15 protein-coding genes and 1 pseudogene are annotated in these 16,110 nt (G+C 70.3%); 6 read left to right on the top strand and 10 right to left on the bottom strand.

The genetic code is table 11. The annotated features are described in order from the left end of the window. Positions 1 to 240: 240 nt before the first annotated feature. The 4 genes and pseudogenes from rsmG to QM582_RS13740 form a co-directional block, all read left to right on the top strand. Positions 241 to 837, top strand: coding sequence for a 16S rRNA (guanine(527)-N(7))-methyltransferase RsmG (gene rsmG, locus QM582_RS13755; protein ID WP_415085292.1), 597 nt, complete (start codon positions 241 to 243; stop codon positions 835 to 837). 151 nt (positions 838 to 988) lie between these two features. After that, positions 989 to 1,894, top strand: coding sequence for a ParA family protein (locus QM582_RS13750; RefSeq protein WP_415085290.1), 906 nt, complete (start codon positions 989 to 991; stop codon positions 1,892 to 1,894). Next, positions 1,894 to 2,799 (top strand): ParB/RepB/Spo0J family partition protein, encoded by a 906-nt coding sequence (locus QM582_RS13745; RefSeq protein WP_415085288.1) that lies wholly within the window; start codon positions 1,894 to 1,896, stop codon positions 2,797 to 2,799. The genes QM582_RS13750 and QM582_RS13745 overlap by 1 nt, the downstream gene beginning before the upstream one ends. Positions 2,800 to 2,915: 116 nt before the next feature. Then, positions 2,916 to 3,248, top strand: a pseudogene (locus QM582_RS13740) (DUF3817 domain-containing protein); the annotation flags it as partial. Positions 3,249 to 3,336: 88 nt separating this feature from the next. Here QM582_RS13740 and QM582_RS13735 read toward each other — a convergent pair. From QM582_RS13735 to QM582_RS13725, 3 genes are read right to left on the bottom strand one after another with little or no spacing between them, the layout of a single operon-like run. Continuing rightward, on the bottom strand, positions 3,337 to 4,056 hold the full coding sequence (locus QM582_RS13735) for an SURF1 family protein (protein ID WP_415085286.1): 720 nt from the start codon (positions 4,054 to 4,056) through the stop codon (positions 3,337 to 3,339). Between the two features lie 4 nt (positions 4,057 to 4,060). After that, positions 4,061 to 5,017: a D-alanine--D-alanine ligase family protein gene (locus QM582_RS13730; protein ID WP_415085284.1), complete on the bottom strand. Its 957-nt coding sequence runs from the start codon at positions 5,015 to 5,017 to the stop codon at positions 4,061 to 4,063. A 10-nt stretch (positions 5,018 to 5,027) separates the two neighbouring features. Beyond that, complete coding sequence (locus QM582_RS13725) at positions 5,028 to 6,347, bottom strand: PLP-dependent aminotransferase family protein (protein ID WP_415085283.1); 1,320 nt, start codon at positions 6,345 to 6,347, stop codon at positions 5,028 to 5,030. Positions 6,348 to 6,374: 27 nt separating this feature from the next. Here QM582_RS13725 and QM582_RS13720 point away from each other — a divergent pair, with 27 nt between their 5' ends. Beyond that, positions 6,375 to 6,968, top strand: coding sequence for a GNAT family N-acetyltransferase (locus QM582_RS13720; RefSeq protein WP_415085281.1), 594 nt, complete (start codon positions 6,375 to 6,377; stop codon positions 6,966 to 6,968). Between the two features lie 9 nt (positions 6,969 to 6,977). Here the strand turns inward: QM582_RS13720 and trxA are convergent, their stop codons facing one another. The 3 genes from trxA to QM582_RS13705 form a co-directional block, all read right to left on the bottom strand. Then, positions 6,978 to 7,301: a thioredoxin gene (gene trxA / locus QM582_RS13715; protein WP_415085279.1), complete on the bottom strand. Its 324-nt coding sequence runs from the start codon at positions 7,299 to 7,301 to the stop codon at positions 6,978 to 6,980. A 32-nt stretch (positions 7,302 to 7,333) separates the two neighbouring features. After that, a complete protein-coding gene (trxB, locus tag QM582_RS13710; RefSeq protein ID WP_415085277.1) occupies positions 7,334 to 8,311 on the bottom strand; it encodes a thioredoxin-disulfide reductase in 978 nt (325 codons plus the stop codon). A gap of 115 nt (positions 8,312 to 8,426) precedes the next feature. After that, positions 8,427 to 9,269 carry an HAD-IIA family hydrolase gene (locus tag QM582_RS13705; protein WP_415085275.1) on the bottom strand — a complete coding sequence of 281 codons (843 nt, stop codon included), beginning with the start codon at positions 9,267 to 9,269 and terminating at the stop codon, positions 8,427 to 8,429. 43 nt (positions 9,270 to 9,312) lie between these two features. Here QM582_RS13705 and QM582_RS13700 point away from each other — a divergent pair, with 43 nt between their 5' ends. Further along, entirely contained in the window at positions 9,313 to 10,389 is a 1,077-nt protein-coding gene (locus QM582_RS13700) for an NAD(P)H-dependent glycerol-3-phosphate dehydrogenase (RefSeq protein WP_415085273.1), read from the top strand. Here QM582_RS13700 and QM582_RS13695 read toward each other — a convergent pair. The 4 genes from QM582_RS13695 to QM582_RS13680 form a co-directional block, all read right to left on the bottom strand. After that, positions 10,374 to 11,609, bottom strand: a complete 1,236-nt coding sequence (locus tag QM582_RS13695; RefSeq protein WP_415085271.1) for an anaerobic glycerol-3-phosphate dehydrogenase subunit C — start codon at positions 11,607 to 11,609, stop codon at positions 10,374 to 10,376. The genes QM582_RS13700 and QM582_RS13695 overlap by 16 nt on opposite strands. After that, a complete protein-coding gene (glpB, locus tag QM582_RS13690) occupies positions 11,606 to 12,916 on the bottom strand; it encodes a glycerol-3-phosphate dehydrogenase subunit GlpB (RefSeq protein ID WP_415085269.1) in 1,311 nt (436 codons plus the stop codon). Before glpB ends, QM582_RS13695 begins: the two co-directional genes overlap by 4 nt. Beyond that, a complete protein-coding gene (gene glpA / locus QM582_RS13685; RefSeq protein ID WP_415085268.1) occupies positions 12,916 to 14,493 on the bottom strand; it encodes an anaerobic glycerol-3-phosphate dehydrogenase subunit GlpA in 1,578 nt (525 codons plus the stop codon). The genes glpB and glpA overlap by 1 nt, the downstream gene beginning before the upstream one ends. 230 nt (positions 14,494 to 14,723) lie before the next feature. Continuing rightward, positions 14,724 to 16,110, bottom strand: a 1,387-nt coding sequence (locus QM582_RS13680; protein WP_415085266.1) for a DUF4185 domain-containing protein, incomplete at its 5' end; no start/stop codon positions are given.

Here is a 16,110-nt window from a genome sequence, read left to right as displayed (position 1 = left end):
TCTTCTTGTGCGGGGGCGCAGCCGCCACGCTGGCAGGGTTCGGAGTACGGGTTCGGGGGGGCCACGGAAACGAACAAGGATCTGGGGGGATCTTGTTGGTGGTGGCGAGGGCAGGATTGAGCCGGGTCGGGCGGACTACTGGGAGGTGTCGTCCACGACCCGGCTCTCCGCCACATCCAGGACGTCCGCGCCGGATGGGCAGTGTTTCGATCGGATCACCGGCCATGTAGACATGAGGGCGTGGAGATCGCACAGGACGTGTTCGGAGATAGCTATAAGACGGCAGAGCGATATGTCGACATATTGGCAAGTCGAGGTGTCGACTGGGGTTTGATCGGTCCGCGTGAGGTGGACCGGTTGTGGCCGCGGCATGTGCTGAACTCCCTGGCCGTCGGATCGCTGATCGCCGAGGGCAGCATCGTGGTCGACGTGGGCTCCGGAGCCGGCCTGCCGGGCCTCCCGCTCGCGATTCAACGTCCTGACCTCAACGTGACACTGCTGGAGCCCCTGCTGCGGCGGTTCAACTTCCTCACCGAGGCGGTGGCCGAGTTGGACCTGGCTGACCGGGTGACGGTGGTGCGGGGACGGGCCGAGGAGCACCACGACCGGTACGACGTGGTGACCGCTCGCGCGGTCGCAGCGCTCCCCAAGCTGCTCGGTTGGTGCCTGCCGCTGATGAGGGCGAACGGGCAGTTGCTGGCTCTCAAAGGTGAGAGCGCCGAGGCCGAACTGCTGGACGTACAGAAGACACTGCGCAAGGGGCGGCTCAGCGGTGAAGTACTGACCGTTCCGGCGCCAGGCACGGCGGAGTCGACCTGGGTGGTCCGCATCCGCTGATCGTTCTGCGGCCACGCCCGGGAAAGAAGGCGGGGGCGTCCATGTTGCGACGGTAAGCTCGTGCGTCGAGCATGCAGCGGCGGAAGGCGGCAGACGACTCTATGACCACCGTTTCACATGAAACACTCCCCCGGTTCTGGCAGGTGAATGCATGACCCAATCCACCGCGCCACGCCGGGTGGCCTATGACACCGACGAGTTCATGCCGGCACCGGTTGAGCTGCCGGACGACACCGTTCCACGTGAAACAACGGAGCTCCCGGCACCCGACTCCACCCGCGTGATCGTGATCGCGAACCAGAAGGGCGGCGTCGGCAAGACCACGACCGCGGTCAACCTGGCCGCGGGTCTGGCCGCCGGCGGGCTCACGGTGCTGGTCATCGACCTCGATCCGCAGGGGAACGCGTCCACCGCCCTGGGAGTGGACCACGAATCCGGAGTCACCGGCACCTATGAGGTGCTGATCGACGGCGAGCCGATCGAACGCCACGTCCAGTCCTCCCCCGAAGCCGAGAGCCTCTGGGTACTGCCGGCGACGATCGACCTGGCCGGCGCCGAAATCGCTCTGGTCGACGTGCCCGGACGAGAGAGCAAGCTCAAGCGTGCCATTGAGCGGCTGATCGCCCGCCACCGGATCGACTACCTGTTCATCGACTGCCCACCATCGCTGGGCCTGCTCACCCTGAACGCGCTGGTGGCGGCGCAGGAGCTGCTGGTTCCCATCCAGTGCGAGTACTACGCGTTGGAGGGTATCTCTCAGCTGCTCCGGACCATCGACCTGGTCAAGGGCTCGATGAACGACCGGCTGCGGCTGTCCACGATCGTGCTGACCATGTTCGACGCGCGAACCCGGCTCTCGGCACAGGTGGCCAACGAGGTGCGGACCCACTTCCCCACCGAGACGCTGGCCACCGCGATCCCCCGCTCGGTGCGGGTGTCCGAAGCCCCGAGCTACGGCCAGACCGTGATCACCTATCACCGCGCGTCCGCCGGTGCCCAGGCCTACCTCACCGCAGCCGGCGAGATCGCCCGGCGCGGAGCCACGAAAGGACAATGATGTCGACCGCCAAACCACGCGCCGGCCTCGGCCGCGGCCTGGGTGACCTGATTCATCGCACCGATCCGGAGCTGGAGCCGCAACGCGCCGCTCCCCTGGCGGTCGAGCCGCCGGAAGGCTCCTACTACGCCGAGCTGCCCGTCGACAGCATCCGGCCCAATCCGAAGCAGCCCCGGCAGGTCTTCGATGCGGACGCCCTGGCCGAGTTGGTGGAGTCGATCCAGGAAGTGGGCCTGCTGCAGCCCATCGTGGCGCGTCCGCTGGGTGACGACAGCTACGAGCTGGTGATGGGGGAGCGTCGGCTGCGAGCCAGTCAACAGGCGGGTCTGGCGACCATTCCGGCCATCGTCCGCCCCACCTCCGAGCATGATCTGCTGCGGGACGCCCTGCTGGAGAACCTGCACCGGGCCCAGTTGAATCCCCTGGAGGAGGCGGCCGCCTATCAGCAGCTGCTCACCGACTTCGACTGCACCCAAGAGGAGCTGTCCACCCGGATCAAACGGAGCCGTCCGCACATCAGCAACACCATCCGGCTGCTGCAGTTGCCGGCGCCGGTGCAGCGCCGAGTCGCGGCGGGAGTGTTGAGCGCTGGTCACGCCCGGGCCATCCTCGGACTGGGCGACCCGCTGGCCATGGAGCGGCTGGCGCAACGCGTGGTCGCCGAGAACCTGTCGGTGCGTGCCGTCGAAGAGATCGTCGCCCTCGGCGAGGGCCGCGAACCCAAGGCACCCCGGCAGCGAGTCACCCGGGAACCGACGGAGCGGGCGTCCGCGCTCGCCGAGCGATTGGTCGAGCGCCTGGACACCCGGGTCAACGTGGTGATGGGCGCCAAGGGACGCGGACGGATCGTCATCGACTTCGCCAACGACGAAGACCTCGGACGCCTGGTCGAGCTGCTGGCTTGAGAGTATCCACATCTCTATTTATCGACAAGTCTACCTAGGTGGAGCGCAGCCGAGGACTCGGGACGGGTCGATGGTGACCGCAACCGCCCGGTAGCCTCGGCAGGGTGATGACTGCCGACGATGCACCCGCCGTCCGTTCCGCCCTGCTGCGCTACCGGATCATGGCCTGGGTGGTCGGGGTGCTGCTGGTGGTGCTGACCTGCGTCGGCGTCCCGCTGAAGTATCTGGGGCACAACGACACCGTGGTGACCTGGACGGGGGTGCCGCACGGCTGGCTGTACCTCATCCTGCTGATCACCGCCTACGATCTGGGACGCCGGGTGAACTGGCCCTGGCTACGGTTGATCCTGATCGCCCTGGCTGGAACGGTGCCGTTCTTGTCCTTCGTCGCGGAGCGCTACGCCACCAAGGACGTGCATGCCCGGCTGACCGCGGTCGAAGCCGGTTGAGAAAGCGCTGATCTTTCGTCGGCTGAGCTTGTCGAGACCCCGCTCGCAACGGGTTTCGACAAGCTCAACCAGCGAGACCTCGCAGTGATCAGCTCTCCGGCGACGCGGAGCCCATCCCGCTGACCCCGGTGCGGCGCTTGCCCATGCTCTGGGCGATCTTGATGCTGGCACCCAACCCGAACAGGGCGAACACCCACCACTGCAGGGCGTAGCCGCTGTTGCGCCAGGAGCCCTCGCCCTCGGGCAGCTTGACCGTCGCCGGCGCCAGCCCCTGACGTCCGGACGCCGCGGCGTCCAGGGTGATGAAACCGGGCATCAGCGGCTGCGGCCAGAGCTGCGCCAGTTGCGGCAGCCGCACCGAGCCGAGTTGGTAGCCGGCCGGCAGGGTGTGGTCGGCGCCGGCCTCGGAGGGCAGGAAGATGCCGGTCTGGTCGAGCTCGCCGGACGGCACCGGGGGAGCCTCGGCACCGGACGGGATGGTGCCCCGGACCACCGGGAGAACCCGGCCGTCGGCCAGCTCGAAGGCGGACAGCACCCGCACCACGCCGTCCTCGCCGAGCACGCGTTCCTGCTGGTCAGGCCGGTAATGCCCGGACACCGACACCGGTTTGCCGTAGATGTCGCCGACCGTGCCGTCGGCCGCAACGAAGTCGAGCAGCGGGGCCACCGGCTGCTGGGCGCGGGCCTGTGCGGACGCGTTGCCCTGGTCGGTGAAGACCTGCAGCTGCCACAGCCCGAGCCCGGTCATCACCGCGGCCGCCAGCACGCCGGCGAGAATCACCAGCGCCTGCTTCACCCGCAGCGGCATCGCCTCAGCCCCGAACCGCCGACGGCCCGCGCTCGGACGCCTGCCGCACCAGCGCCGCACACAGTTCGCCGAAGTCGTCCCCGCCGGCCTCCACGGCCAGCGGCACCAGCGAGGTCTCGGTCATCCCCGGCGACACGTTGGTCTCGATGAACACCGGGCCGTCGGCGCCGACGATGATGTCGGTGCGGGACAGGTCGCGCAGCCCGAGCCGCTCGTGCACGGTCAGCGCCAGGGACGCGCAGGCCGCCGCCACGTCGTCGTCCAGCTCGGCGGGGCAGAGGAACCGGGTCTCACCGGCGGTGTACCGGGCGGTGTAGTCGTACACCCCCGAACGCGGCCGGATCTCCACCGCCGGCAGCGCTCGCGGGCCGTCGCCGGTGTCCACCACGGTGACGGCCACCTCGACGCCCGCCACGAACTCCTCGACCACCGCGGTCTCGCCGTAGGCGTAGGCGGCCACCATGGCGCTCGGCAGCGCCTCCGGGACGGTCACCTTGGTGCAGCCCAGCGCCGACCCGCTGCGGCTCGGTTTCACCATCAGCGGCAGCCCGAGCCGGCCGGCTAGCGCGTCCACCAGGGCCCGGGCGCCGAGCTCCCGGAACACCGAGTTCGGCAACGCCACCTGGGCCGGCTTGGCGACGTCCAGCAGCGGTGTGCAGATCGACTTGTCGAAGGCCCGCTGCGAGGCCGGCCCGGTGGAGCCGACATAGGGGACGCCGAACAGGTCCAGCACGGTGCGCAGCGAGCCGTCCTCGCCGTCGCCGCCGTGCAGCACCGGGAACACCACCGCGCCGGGGGTGCCGGCCAGCAGCTCGGCCAGGCCGGCGGTGACGTCGGATTCGATCACGCTGTGGCCGCGGTCTCGCAGTGCCTGGGCGACGCGGCGTCCGGAGCGCAGTGACACGTCCCGCTCGTGGGAGAGTCCCCCGGCGAGGACGATGATGGGGCCGACTTCGCTCATGGACAGTTCCTCAGGTGATGTCCGGCGCAGGACCGGAGGTGATGTCGCGGTACAGGTTCTCGCCGGCGCCGATGCCGAAGGTGCGCAGCGTGTCCAGCTCGTCGTGCAGCACCTCGCCGAGTCGCCGGGTGCCCTCCAGGATGCGTTCCGGGGTCGGGAAGCAGTACGACAGCCGCATGTTCCGGCTGCCCAGCCCGTCGGCGAAGAAGGCGGTTCCGGGCACGTAGGCGACCCGGGCCGACACCGCCCGCGGCAGCATCGCCTGCGAATCGATCCCCTCCGGCAGGGTCACCCAGACGAAGAAGCCGCCGCGCGGGTGCGTCCAACTGGTGCCCTCGGGCATGTTCTCGGTCAGCCCCTGCAGCATGGCGTCGCGCCGCGCCCGGTACATGTCGCGGAACACCTGGATCTGGCCGCGCCAGTCGAATTTCTCCAGGTAGGTGGTGATCGCGAACTGGCTGAACACCGGGGGAGCCAGGGTGGCCGACTCCTGGGCCAGGGTCAGCTTCTCGCGGACGGCGTGCGGCGCCAGCGCCCAGCCCACCCGGAACCCGGGGGCGAAGGTCTTGGAGAACGAGCCCAGGTAGATCACCCGGTCGTCCTCCATCGAACGCAGCGCCGGCATCGGCTCGCCCTCGATGGCGAGCAGCCCGTACGGGTTGTCCTCGACGATCAGGATGCCGGTCTGGTGGGCGACCTCGATCAGTTCCTGGCGCCGCTGGAGGGTCTGGCTGACCCCGGTCGGGTTCTGGTAGTTCGGGATGGTGTACAGGAACTTCACCCGGCGTCCGGCCTTGTGGCAGGCGGTTACCGCCTCGCGCACCGCCTGCGGGACGAGCCCGAACTCGTCCATCGCGACGTGCACGATCTGCACCTGGTAGGCGCGGAAGGTGCCGATCGCGCCCACGTAGGACGGCGCCTCGGCCAGGATCACGTCGCCCGGATCGCAGAACACCCGGGTGACCAGGTCGAGCGCCTGCTGCGAGCCGCAGCTGACCACCACGTCGTCGGGATGGGCGTGGATGCCCTCCTCGGCCATCACCTCGGTGATCCGCTCGCGCATGAACGGCTCGCCCTGGCCGGAGCCGTACTGCATGGCCTGGGTGCCGCGCTCACGGATCAGCGTCGCCATCGCCTCGCCCAGCGCCTCGCGGGGCAGGTCGGCGATGTTCGGCATGCCGCCGGCCAGCGAGACCACCTCGGGCCGGTTGGCCACCGAGAACAGGGCCCGGACGGCCGACACGGTGAGCCCGTGGGTGCGCTCGGCGTAGGTGTCGATCCACGGGTCGAGAACGGTGTCACGACGGTGAATGGGTTCCGGCAGGCTCACCGCCCCAGCTTAGGCCAGGTGCCTAAGATGAAACTGACTTCGGCACGGGGACGGGCCGGGGCGCCGGTGGTCGGTAGGGGAGGCAGCGTGGTCGTCGAGCTGGTGTCACCGGCGACGGTGCGCGGCCTGAGCTGCCCCTACTGCGGGCGTCCGATGCCGCTGGACGAGGCCGGCATGGTGGCCGCCCAGGCGGCCTGGGGACTGTGCGGCGCGGTGGCGACCGACGACGAGCGCACCGTCGGGTTGCTGCTGGTGTCGGCGGCCACGGTCGGCGATCCGCAGGCCACGGTCGCCCTGGTCGGCGCCCTCTGGGTGGCGCCGGGTCACACCGGCCAGGGCCTGGGACGCGCCCTGGTGCGGACCGCGGCCGCCGGGCTGGTCCGGTCCCGGGTGGCGGCTATGCTGGCCAACTCGGCCGCGCCGGGCTGCGCCGGCCCGCCGGAAGGCTTCCTGGGCGGCACCGGGTTCGCGCCGATGCGGCCGCGGGGGCTGTGGCGGATGGACCTGGCCACCACGGTGCGGCCGCCGAAGCGGTCGGTGCTGGCCCGGCTCGGACGCCTGGTGCAGGCCGTCCGTCCGGTGGCGCCGCCGGAACCGGCCCGGCGCCTCCGGATCAGATGACCGCCGCGATCAGATGAACTCGTCCAACGCCCGGATCAGTGCCGCCTTGGTCTTGCCGCCGGTGAACGACTTGACCAGCTGACCGGCGGAGAAGATCTGGATGGTCGGCAGGCCCAGCACCCCCTGCTCGGTGGGGATTCGCGGGTTGGTGTTGGTGTCGAGCTTGTAGAAGTCGATCTTGTCGCCGAACTCGCCGGCCAACTCGTCGATGATCGGCGCGATCTGCCGACAGGGCGCGCACCAGTCGGCCCAGTAGTCGACCAGGACGGGCTTGTCGGCCCGGATGACCAGCGATTCGAAGGTGTCGTCGGTGACGGCGCTGACGTCTGCCACGGTGTTCCTCTCGTTGACGGGGAAGGGTCGGATCAGACGCTAGCCGCGAGCTCGGACGATTCCTGCAGCTGGGCGGCGTCGTGCAGCTGGGCGACGTAGCGTTCGGCGTCCAGGGCGGCGGAGCAGCCGGTGCCGGCGGCGGTGATCGCCTGCCGGTAGGTGTGGTCGACCAGGTCACCGGCGGCGAAGACGCCGGGCAGGTTGGTCCGGGTGGAGCCCGGCTGCACCAGCACGTAGCCGGCGGCGTCGGTGTCGACCTGGCCCTGCACCAGCTGCGAGCGCGGGTCGTGGCCGATCGCGATGAAGCAGCCCTGCACGGCCAGCTCGCGCTGCTCGCCGGTCACCGTGTCGGCCAGGGTCAGCGAGGTGACCGACTGCTCGCCGTTGATGGAGGCCACCGTGGAGTTCCAGGCGAAGGAGATCTTCGGGTCGGCCTCGGCGCGGGCGATCATGATCTTGGACGCCCGCAGTTCGTCGCGGCGGTGCACCACGGTCACCGAGGACGCGAACCGGGACAGGAAGGTGGCCTCCTCCAGCGCCGAGTCGCCGCCGCCGATCACGGCGATGTCCTTGTCGCGGAAGAAGAAGCCGTCGCAGGTGGCGCACCAGCTGACCCCGCGTCCGGAGAGCCGGTCCTCGCCCTCCACGCCGAGCCGGCGGTACCCGGAACCCATCGCCAGGACCACCGCCTTGGCCCGATGCACGGTGCCCTCGGAGTCGGTGACCGTCTTGACCGGGCCGGTCAGGTCGGCCTCGACGATGTCGTCGGTGACGATCTCGGCACCGAACCGCTCGGCCTGGGCGCGCAGGTTGGCCATCAGGTCGGGGCCCATGATGCCCTCGGGGAAGCCGGGGAAGTTCTCCACCTCGGTGGTGTTCATCAGCGCCCCGCCGGACTCCAGCGCACCCTCGAAGACCAGCGGTTTCAGGTCGGCGCGGGCGGCGTAGATGGCGGCGGTGTAGCCCGACGGGCCGGAACCGATGACGATGACGTCGCGAATCTCTGACATGGCGTCCTTTTGCACAGGGAGGGAACGGGGCCAAGCCTAATGCGGCCGACCGCTGTGTCCGATCAACCCCGGACGCCGGGCCGGTATTCCACGGCCGGTTCCAAGCGGCGTCGGTTCAGTCGGTGTCGGTCCAGCCCAGCTCGTCCCAGACCGCGGCCGGGACCAGCCGGTCGATCCGGTCCAGCACGTAGCGGGGCTGCTGGTCGGCGGGCAGGACGCGGACGTCGTCGGCGGTGGCCTCCCCGGTCAGCACGGCGGCGGACGCCATCCCGGCGTCCAAGGCCATCCGGATGTCGGTCTGCAACCGGTCGCCGACCATCACCGAATGCTCCAGGCGGGCGTCCAGGCCCTCCATGGTGACCTGCAGCATGATCGGGTCGGGCTTGCCCAGCGATTTCACGCACCGGGTGCGGGTGCAGGCCTCGATCGCGGCGGTGATCGCCGCGCAGTCGGGCTCGCCGCGGCCGCCGGGGAAGGGGCAGAACCGGTCCGGGTTGGTCTCGATCAGGAACGCCCGGCGGTGGAACCAGATCGCGTCGAAGGCGATCTGCAGCTTGCGGTAGTCGAACTGCCGGTCGTAGCTGGCGATCACGATGTCGATCTCGGTGGGATCGTCGCTGATCCGGAACCCGGCCTCGGTCAGCGCCCGCCGCAGCGGCTCCTCGGCGATCGGGAACAGCACGGCGTCCGGATGGTTCGCCAGCAGCCAGCGGGTGGTGGTGACGATGGTGTTCGCGATGTCCTCCACCGGGGTGGGCAGCCCGAGCCGGGTCAGCATCCGGGCGTACATCTCCGGATCCTTGGTGGGATTGTTGGACAGATAGCGGATCGGGATCTCCCGGCGCCGCAACTCGCCGATCAGCCGAGTCACCCCGGGCAGCAGCTGGTCACCCAGGTAGATGGTGCCGTCCATGTCGAAGATGTAGGCGTCGTAGAACTCTGTCGGGCGGCGATGCACGACTTCATCGTAGATTGGAGAGCCGGTCGGAAGGAGACATCGGATGGCAACCCTGGTGGTGCTGGGCGCGGGAATCATGGCGACGGCGTTGGCGACGCCGTTCACCGACAACGGCGGCGAGGTGCGGCTGGTCGGCACCCACTTGGACCGTGCCGTCATCGACTCGATCAGGGACACCGGGGTGCACCCGAACCTGCAGCTGGCCGTCCCGGACGGGGTCACCGCCTACCAGCTGGAGGACGCCGCGGCGGCCTTCGACGGCGCGGACCTGGTGATGAGCGGGGTGAACTCGTTCGGCGTCGACTGGGCGGGCGGGCAACTGGCCGGGCTGCTGCGTCCCGGCATGCACGTGATCGCGCTGGCCAAGGGCATGCAGGCCGACGCCGACGGCAATCTGACCACCCTGCCCCGCGCGCTGATGGCCCACCTGCCGGACGCGTTGCGCGCGCAGGTGTCGATCTCGGCCGTCGCCGGCCCGTCGATCGCCGGCGAGGTGGCCGTCCGACGACACACCAGCGTGGTGTTCACCGGGACGGACCCGGACGTGCTGGCGATGTGGCGCGGGCTGTTCGAGACCGACTTCTACCACGTCTGGACCAGCACCGACCTGGTCGGCGTCGAGGTGTGCGCCGCCACCAAGAACTGCTACGCGCTGGGTGCCGGGTTCATGCACGGCCAGCTGCAGGCGCTGGGCGAGAGCGACCCGCGCTACGTGAACTTCAACTACGGCGCGGCGCTGTTCGGGCAGGCCTCGGTGGAGATGACCGAGTTCGTCGAACTGCTCGGCGGCCGGCCGGCCACGGTGCTCGGGCTGCCCGGCATCGGCGACTGCTTCGTCACCTCGATGGGCGGCCGGAACGTCAAGGTCGGCACCCTGGTCGGCGCCGGCATGACGTTCAGCGAGGCCCGGTCCCGGATGCCCGGGGTCACCCTGGAGGGTGCGGCGGCGATCCAGGTGATCGGGGACGCCGTCCGCAGGCTCACCGAACGCGGCGTCCTGCCGCCCGAGCGCTTCCCGCTGCTGCGGCACCTGCACCAGGTGGTGGCCGAGGACGCCGCCGTCGACGTCCCGTGGAAGACCTTCTTCGGACGCGACGGTTCCGGTCAGCTCAGCCCGTAGGCCTGGTGCACCAGGAAGATCGGGTGCTCCACCGCTGCGCCGGAACCCTTCCGGATCTGCCAGCGGCAGGTCTCGGTGTCGCACATCGCGAACTCCGGATTCACCTCGCGCACCTTGTCGAAGAGGGGCTTCCCGACCGCCTGGGCGATCTCGTACTTCTCCTTCTTGAGCCCGTAGGTGCCGGCGATGCCGCAGCAGGTGGCGCCGGATTCGACCGCCTCCACCCCGGGGATCAGCTTCAGGATCTCCATCGCCGGCTGCCCCATGCCCTGCGACTTCAGCTGGCAGGGCGCGTGGTAGACCGCGGTGAGCGGAATCTCCTTGAAGTCGGTGGGCAGCTCTCCGGCGTCGTGCAACTCCAGCAAGAACTCCATGATGTCCCGGATGCGGGTGCCGACGTCGGCCAGCCGGGCGTCGTCCACGCCCATGATCTCGTGCGCCTCATGCTTCAGCATGCCGGTGCAGGAGCCGGACGAGGAGATGATCGTCAGGTCGCGTCCGGAGGCCCGCAGGTCGTCGCAGAGCTTGAGCACCTGCGCGGTGGCGCCGTCGAACAGCCCGTTGGACTGCTGGGCCAGGCCGCAGCAGCCCTGCTTGGGCACCAGCACCTGGTAGCCCAGGTACTCCAGTACCTCGATCGACTTCTTCGAGGTCTCCACCTCGAAGTAGCCGCCGGCGCAGCCGTGGAAGAACACGATCGGCCCGCGGGTCGGCGCCTTGACCGGCGTGGCCCGCTTCTTCAGCCAGCCGGTGATGGTCTGGGTGTTCGCCTTCGGCATCGGGGCGTCCCGGTGGATGCCCAGCACCTTCTCGACCACGGTGCGCAGCGGCTTGATCGCCAGCGCCGCGTTCGCCACCGGCGCGACCGGCGTCATCGCCATGCCCATCAGCGTGGTGCGCGAGATCAGCTGGTCGCGCAGCGGCATGTGGTCGGCCTTCATCACCGCGCGGGCCTGGCCGTTGAGCTCGGCGATGTTGACCCCCTGCGGGCAGGCCAGCGTGCAGGCCCCGCAGGACGAGCAGTAGTCCAGCGAATGGTCCACCGACTCGCCGTGCCGGAACCGCTCGGCCTGCGGGCCGACGAATTTCGGGCCGGTGAACTTCGGGGTCACCGCGGCGACCGGGCAGTGGGTCTCGCAGATGGTGCACTTGACGCAATGGTCGAGGGACGCCCGGGCCACCTGGGTCTGGGCGAACTCGAGGCCTTCCGATGGGTTCATGAGGCTGCTCCCTGGGTGCTGACCCGGTGGGTCGGGACGGTGTCGGCTGCGGCCAGGATCGAGTCGGCTGCCCGCACCGCGCTGGCCAGCGCGATGCCCTCGCCGGATTTCTCCTGCCATCGGGTGGCGCCGGCCAGGATGCCGCCGGCCGCGTACAGGTTGGCGTAGACGACGTCCCCGCCGGGGTGCCGGACGCGCATCGCGGCGTCGGTCTCGACGCCGACGGTGAACAGCGGCTGCGGAGCGCCCCAGTAGTCGCCGTGCACCAGGCGTCCCTCGGGGACTCGCAGCGGCAGGTCGAAGATCGACTCACGGACGTTGTGGTAGGAGTCGGCGCTCAACGCGCCCGACTCGAAACCGCCGGTGGCAAGCAGGAACGCGTCCGCCGCGAACTCGCGCAGACCGCCGGCGGTGGCCAGCTGGACGCAGGCCACCGAGTCGCCGGAGCTGCGGAAACCGGTCACCTTGCTGCCCGGAACCACCCGGACGCCGGCCGCCTTGGCCAGCGCGGTCAGGGTGCGGTTCAGCCGCATCCCCGGCACCGACGGCGGCGGCAGCGGGATCTCGAACACCGGGGCGCCGACCAGTTCGGCGATCTCGGCCCAGGCGCTGTGGTCGTCCAGGCCGAGCACCGCCGGCAGGCCGACGCTCTCGCCGTCGCCGAGCAACGGCTTGAGCGCCTGGGCGAAGCGGCGGCGAGTGTCGGGGTCGTCCAGCGCCCGCGCGTAGGTCAGTCCGGAGGAGTCGACCTCGCCGGCGCGGGCCGGGAAGTCGAGCATCGCCGGACGCGCGGTGAGCCGTCCGCCGCCCGCCGACCCGGTACCGGGTAGTTCCGTGCGGTTCAGGTTGTAGGCGACCAGCTCGGGGTAGAAGTCCTTGAGCTGCTTCAGCCCGACGATCACGAACTGGGCGCCGTCGATGCAGGCCCCGGCCGTCATGCTCGGCGCGGCCAGCGCGGTCGGCCGGATCGCGCCGACCGCGGTGGGCAGTTGCAGGTTGACCGCCGGATCGCCGACCAGCAGGTCGGGGCCGACCAGTTCGGCCAGGTAGCTCGCGGACGCGCCGACCAGTTCGGCGTCCAGGAAGCCGTAGGGGTGGCCGGGGTTCGCCTCGGCGAAGCCGGCCAGGGCGTCCAACGGCCGCTGCACGCGGTCGGGGGCGTAGCCGAGGATGTCGACCGTTCCCTGGGAGAGCTGCAGTCCGCCGGTGCCCTTGGCCAGCAGGGTCACCGCGGCGCCCGCCCGGGCCAGCCGGATCGCTGCCACCAGACCGGAGACCCCGGCTCCGATCACCACGACTCGGGTCATCACACGACCTCCTCATGCGTCGGACCGGGTAGGTGCTCGACGTCCAACGTGCCCTGGAAGATCCAGTTGTCCAGCGCGGTCTGCCGGACCTGGTCGCCGTACAGGATCGGCCAGATGCCGATCCAGCGGTTCTTCAGGAACAGCCGCAGCAGCCCGGTGGCCCGTTCGATGTCGATGTGCTCGCTCTGCAGCGCCACACCGGTCGCGCGCATCGAGCAGAAACCGCCCTGACAAGGGCCCATGCCGAGCCGGAGCTGGCGGCGCAGATCGTCGAAGCTGCCCTTGGGCTGGTCGGCCAGGGCCCGGGTGAACATGCCCTTGCTCATCAGCTCGCACTCGCAGAGGATCTGGTCCTCGGTGCGGTCGTGCTCGCGCTCTTCGAGCCGGTGGGTGATCAGGTAGTTCTTCTTGTCCTCCGAGCCCGGGCACTGCTCGTCGGCCGTCCGGCAGGGACGGGTCTCGCCCAGCTGAGCGCACATCGCGTTCACCACGTTCTCGGCCATCAGCCGGTAGGTGGTGAGCTTGCCGCCGGCGATGGTCAGCAGGCCCTTCAGCCCGTCGCGGTCGGAGTGGTCGATGATCGACATGCCGCGGCTCATGTGCCGGGTGTCGCCGGAACCGACCCGGGAGTCCTTGACCAGCGGACGGGCGCCGGCCCAGGCGTGGATGGCGCGCGCCTTGCGGAAGCCGGGCACCAGCAGCTCGCCGCAGTCCATCATCTGCTGCACCTCGTCCCAGGCGATCTGCAGCTTGTCCGGGTCATCGGCCTTCTGGTCGGTGGTGCCGATGATGCACACGGTGTGCACCGGCACCAGGATGTCGCCGTCGGCGGGGTAGGTGAGCCGGTTCATCACCGAGTTGGTGAGCCGGTGGTTCATCGCGATCATGATGCCGGCGCCGGGCACCACCTGGACGTCGGGACAGCCGGCCATGTGGGCGATCTGACCACCCCAGGCGGCGGCGCAGTTGAGCACGAAGCCGGTGTTGATGCGGACCTCTTCGCCGGTCTTCTCGTCGGTGCAGACCACCTGCGAGACGCGGTCGCCGTCGCGGTTGATCTTGGTCACCCGGTGGTAGGTGAGGATCTGCGCGCCGTACTGCTTGGCCGAGTTGGCGGCGCTCCAGACCAGCTGCCAGCCGTCCACCGAGCCGTCCTCGACCTTGAAGGCGCGGGAGATCTTCGGGTTGACCCGAGGCTCGGCCTTCAGCACCTCGGTGACCGGCACCTCTTCGAACGGAACCCGGGTCTCGGTGGCGCCCTTGGCCCAGTCGTCGCCCCAGGCCGGGTCGTCGACGTGGGTGGCGATGAAGTAGCCGCCGGTGCGCTCCACCGCGTGGGACTGGATCCGGCCGATGATGGCGTTCTCCTCGGCGCACTCGGTGGCCGAGTGCGGATCGCTGACCACGTAGCGGCCGCCGGAGTGCAGCAGCCCGTGGTAGCGGCCGGTGGTGCCCTGGCCCAGGTCGGCGCGGTCGACGAGGATCGCGGAATAGCCCCGCATCGCCACGTCCCGCACCACCCCGGCGCCGGTGGAGCCGCCACCCACCACCACGACATCCGCGGAAAGGGTTCTCACAATGCATCCTCCCGATCGAACAGGTGGAGCGTCGTCCTCCCACGACGTCCCGCCGATGGAACTTGCCGGTCAGGCCTCCAGATTGGCACTGCGCAACAGCCGCAGCGGACATGCTTGTCGAGCCCGATCAAATGTGCACGCTACCCGAGCGTTGTGGGCATCTGGTACGCCTTTCAGGCCCCATTAACAGCAGGATTTCCTTGCCTTTTTCGGGCGGGTTACGGGGAGTCTCAGCCGAGCTCGTCCCACCGCAGCCGGTGCCGCATCAAGACCACCTGATAGGGATTCCAGGTCGACAGCGTGTAGCGCAGCACGACCGCGTCCCCGTCCCGCCGGGCGTCGAAGAAGTAGGGGGCGTAGGCGGCTCCGGTGGATCCCGCCTGGCCGGCGAAGACGGCGTCGCCGACCACGTCGTGCGCCGAAGAGCGGATGAACCGCCGGGAGCCGTCGGCGGGCCGCATCCCGTCCGCGATCCAGTCCAGCAGCCGCAGCCGCGGCGACCACGGCCCCCAGGGTTCGGACGCGGTGCGCAGCAGCACCGCGGCACCGGCGGGGTCGTCCGGGCCGGACATGGCGAGCATCAGGTAGCGGCCCAGCGCCGGCACCCAGCGCACCGAGATCTCGCCGAGGGCTCCCGGGGACAGCAGCGGCACCGCGTCGGCCTCGGTGGCTGACCAGTTCCCTGGTCCGGCCGCGTTCCCCGGTCCGGCCCCGCTGCCCGAACCGGTCCAGTACTCCACGGCGGTCAGGAACGGCGCGGCGTCCCCGCGGCGCAGCCCGGCGGCCACCGACCCGGTCAGCTCGACCCGGGCCAGCCGCAGGTCGTCGGCCCGGTAGGCGCCGGTGCCCCAGATCAGCAGCCGGGTGCCGCGGCGCTGCACCGACACGTTGACGAAGCGGTGGTCGGAGAAGGTGGCGAGGTGGTCGAAGCGGATGCGGCGGCGGTGCTCGCGCGGGTCGATCGCCAGGTCGGACGTCCGGGCCCGGGCCAGCACGCTGCGACCCATCGCCTGGGCGTTGCGGAAGTGGTCGGAACTGAAGAACGCGTACAGCTCGCCGTCCAGGCTGAAGCCGTCCTGCGGGACGTCGTACTCGCGCAGGGTGACCCGTCCGCCGCGGACGGTCAGCGGCGCGCCGTGGAAGCGCACCGCGGGCAGTTCGTCGTCCGGGCGCGGCACTTCGGCGATGGCGTCCCGGGTGCCGAGCCAGGGCCGGGACGCCCAGTGGGTGTCGCCGAACAGCAGGAAGGTGCGTCCGGCGTGGTCCACCCGGACGCCCAGGTCGGTGCCGCGCACCCCCGACCCGGGATGGGCGGACGCCAGGGTGGCCGCCGTCCCGGAGGGCCGGTTGTCCCGCTCGCCGCTGACCTGGGCCAGTTTCCGCGAGGGCTCAGCGGCGTCGGTGAACGGCGCATGGTCGGCGAGCCGCAGGCAGGCCTGCCGGAACCAGCGGACGCCGCCGCGGGTGAGCTGCCGGTGCAGGTGGTAGATCGAGCCGTCCACCTGGACCAGCGCCTGCACCCAGCCGTTCGCCAGCCGGGTGGCCGCGGTCGCCGCCGCCAGCACCGTCCCGCCGCCCCACTCGGCGGCGTCCTCGGGACCGTCCCAGGCGGGCCGG

The organism is Micropruina sp., from assembly GCF_047607385.1.
GTDB lineage: Bacteria > Actinomycetota > Actinomycetes > Propionibacteriales > Propionibacteriaceae > Micropruina.
This window is presented reverse-complemented; position numbering and strand designations above follow the sequence as displayed.

Bases quoted from the DNA above. Each gene is read 5' to 3' on its own strand.
- QM582_RS13695 (WP_415085271.1), bottom strand. From the start codon at position 11,609: ATGAACCCATCGGAAGGCCTCGAGTTCGCCCAGACCCAGGTGGCCCGG.
- trxB (WP_415085277.1), bottom strand. From the start codon at position 8,311: ATGTCAGAGATTCGCGACGTCATCGTCATCGGTTCCGGCCCGTCGGGC.
- glpB (WP_415085269.1), bottom strand. From the start codon at position 12,916: ATGACCCGAGTCGTGGTGATCGGAGCCGGGGTCTCCGGTCTGGTGGCA.
- QM582_RS13735 (WP_415085286.1), bottom strand. From the start codon at position 4,056: ATGCCGCTGCGGGTGAAGCAGGCGCTGGTGATTCTCGCCGGCGTGCTG.
- QM582_RS13730 (WP_415085284.1), bottom strand. From the start codon at position 5,017: ATGAGCGAAGTCGGCCCCATCATCGTCCTCGCCGGGGGACTCTCCCAC.
- QM582_RS13700 (WP_415085273.1), top strand. From the start codon at position 9,313: ATGGCAACCCTGGTGGTGCTGGGCGCGGGAATCATGGCGACGGCGTTG.
- QM582_RS13745 (WP_415085288.1), top strand. From the start codon at position 1,894: ATGTCGACCGCCAAACCACGCGCCGGCCTCGGCCGCGGCCTGGGTGAC.
- QM582_RS13720 (WP_415085281.1), top strand. From the start codon at position 6,375: ATGAAACTGACTTCGGCACGGGGACGGGCCGGGGCGCCGGTGGTCGGT.
- QM582_RS13750 (WP_415085290.1), top strand. From the start codon at position 989: ATGACCCAATCCACCGCGCCACGCCGGGTGGCCTATGACACCGACGAG.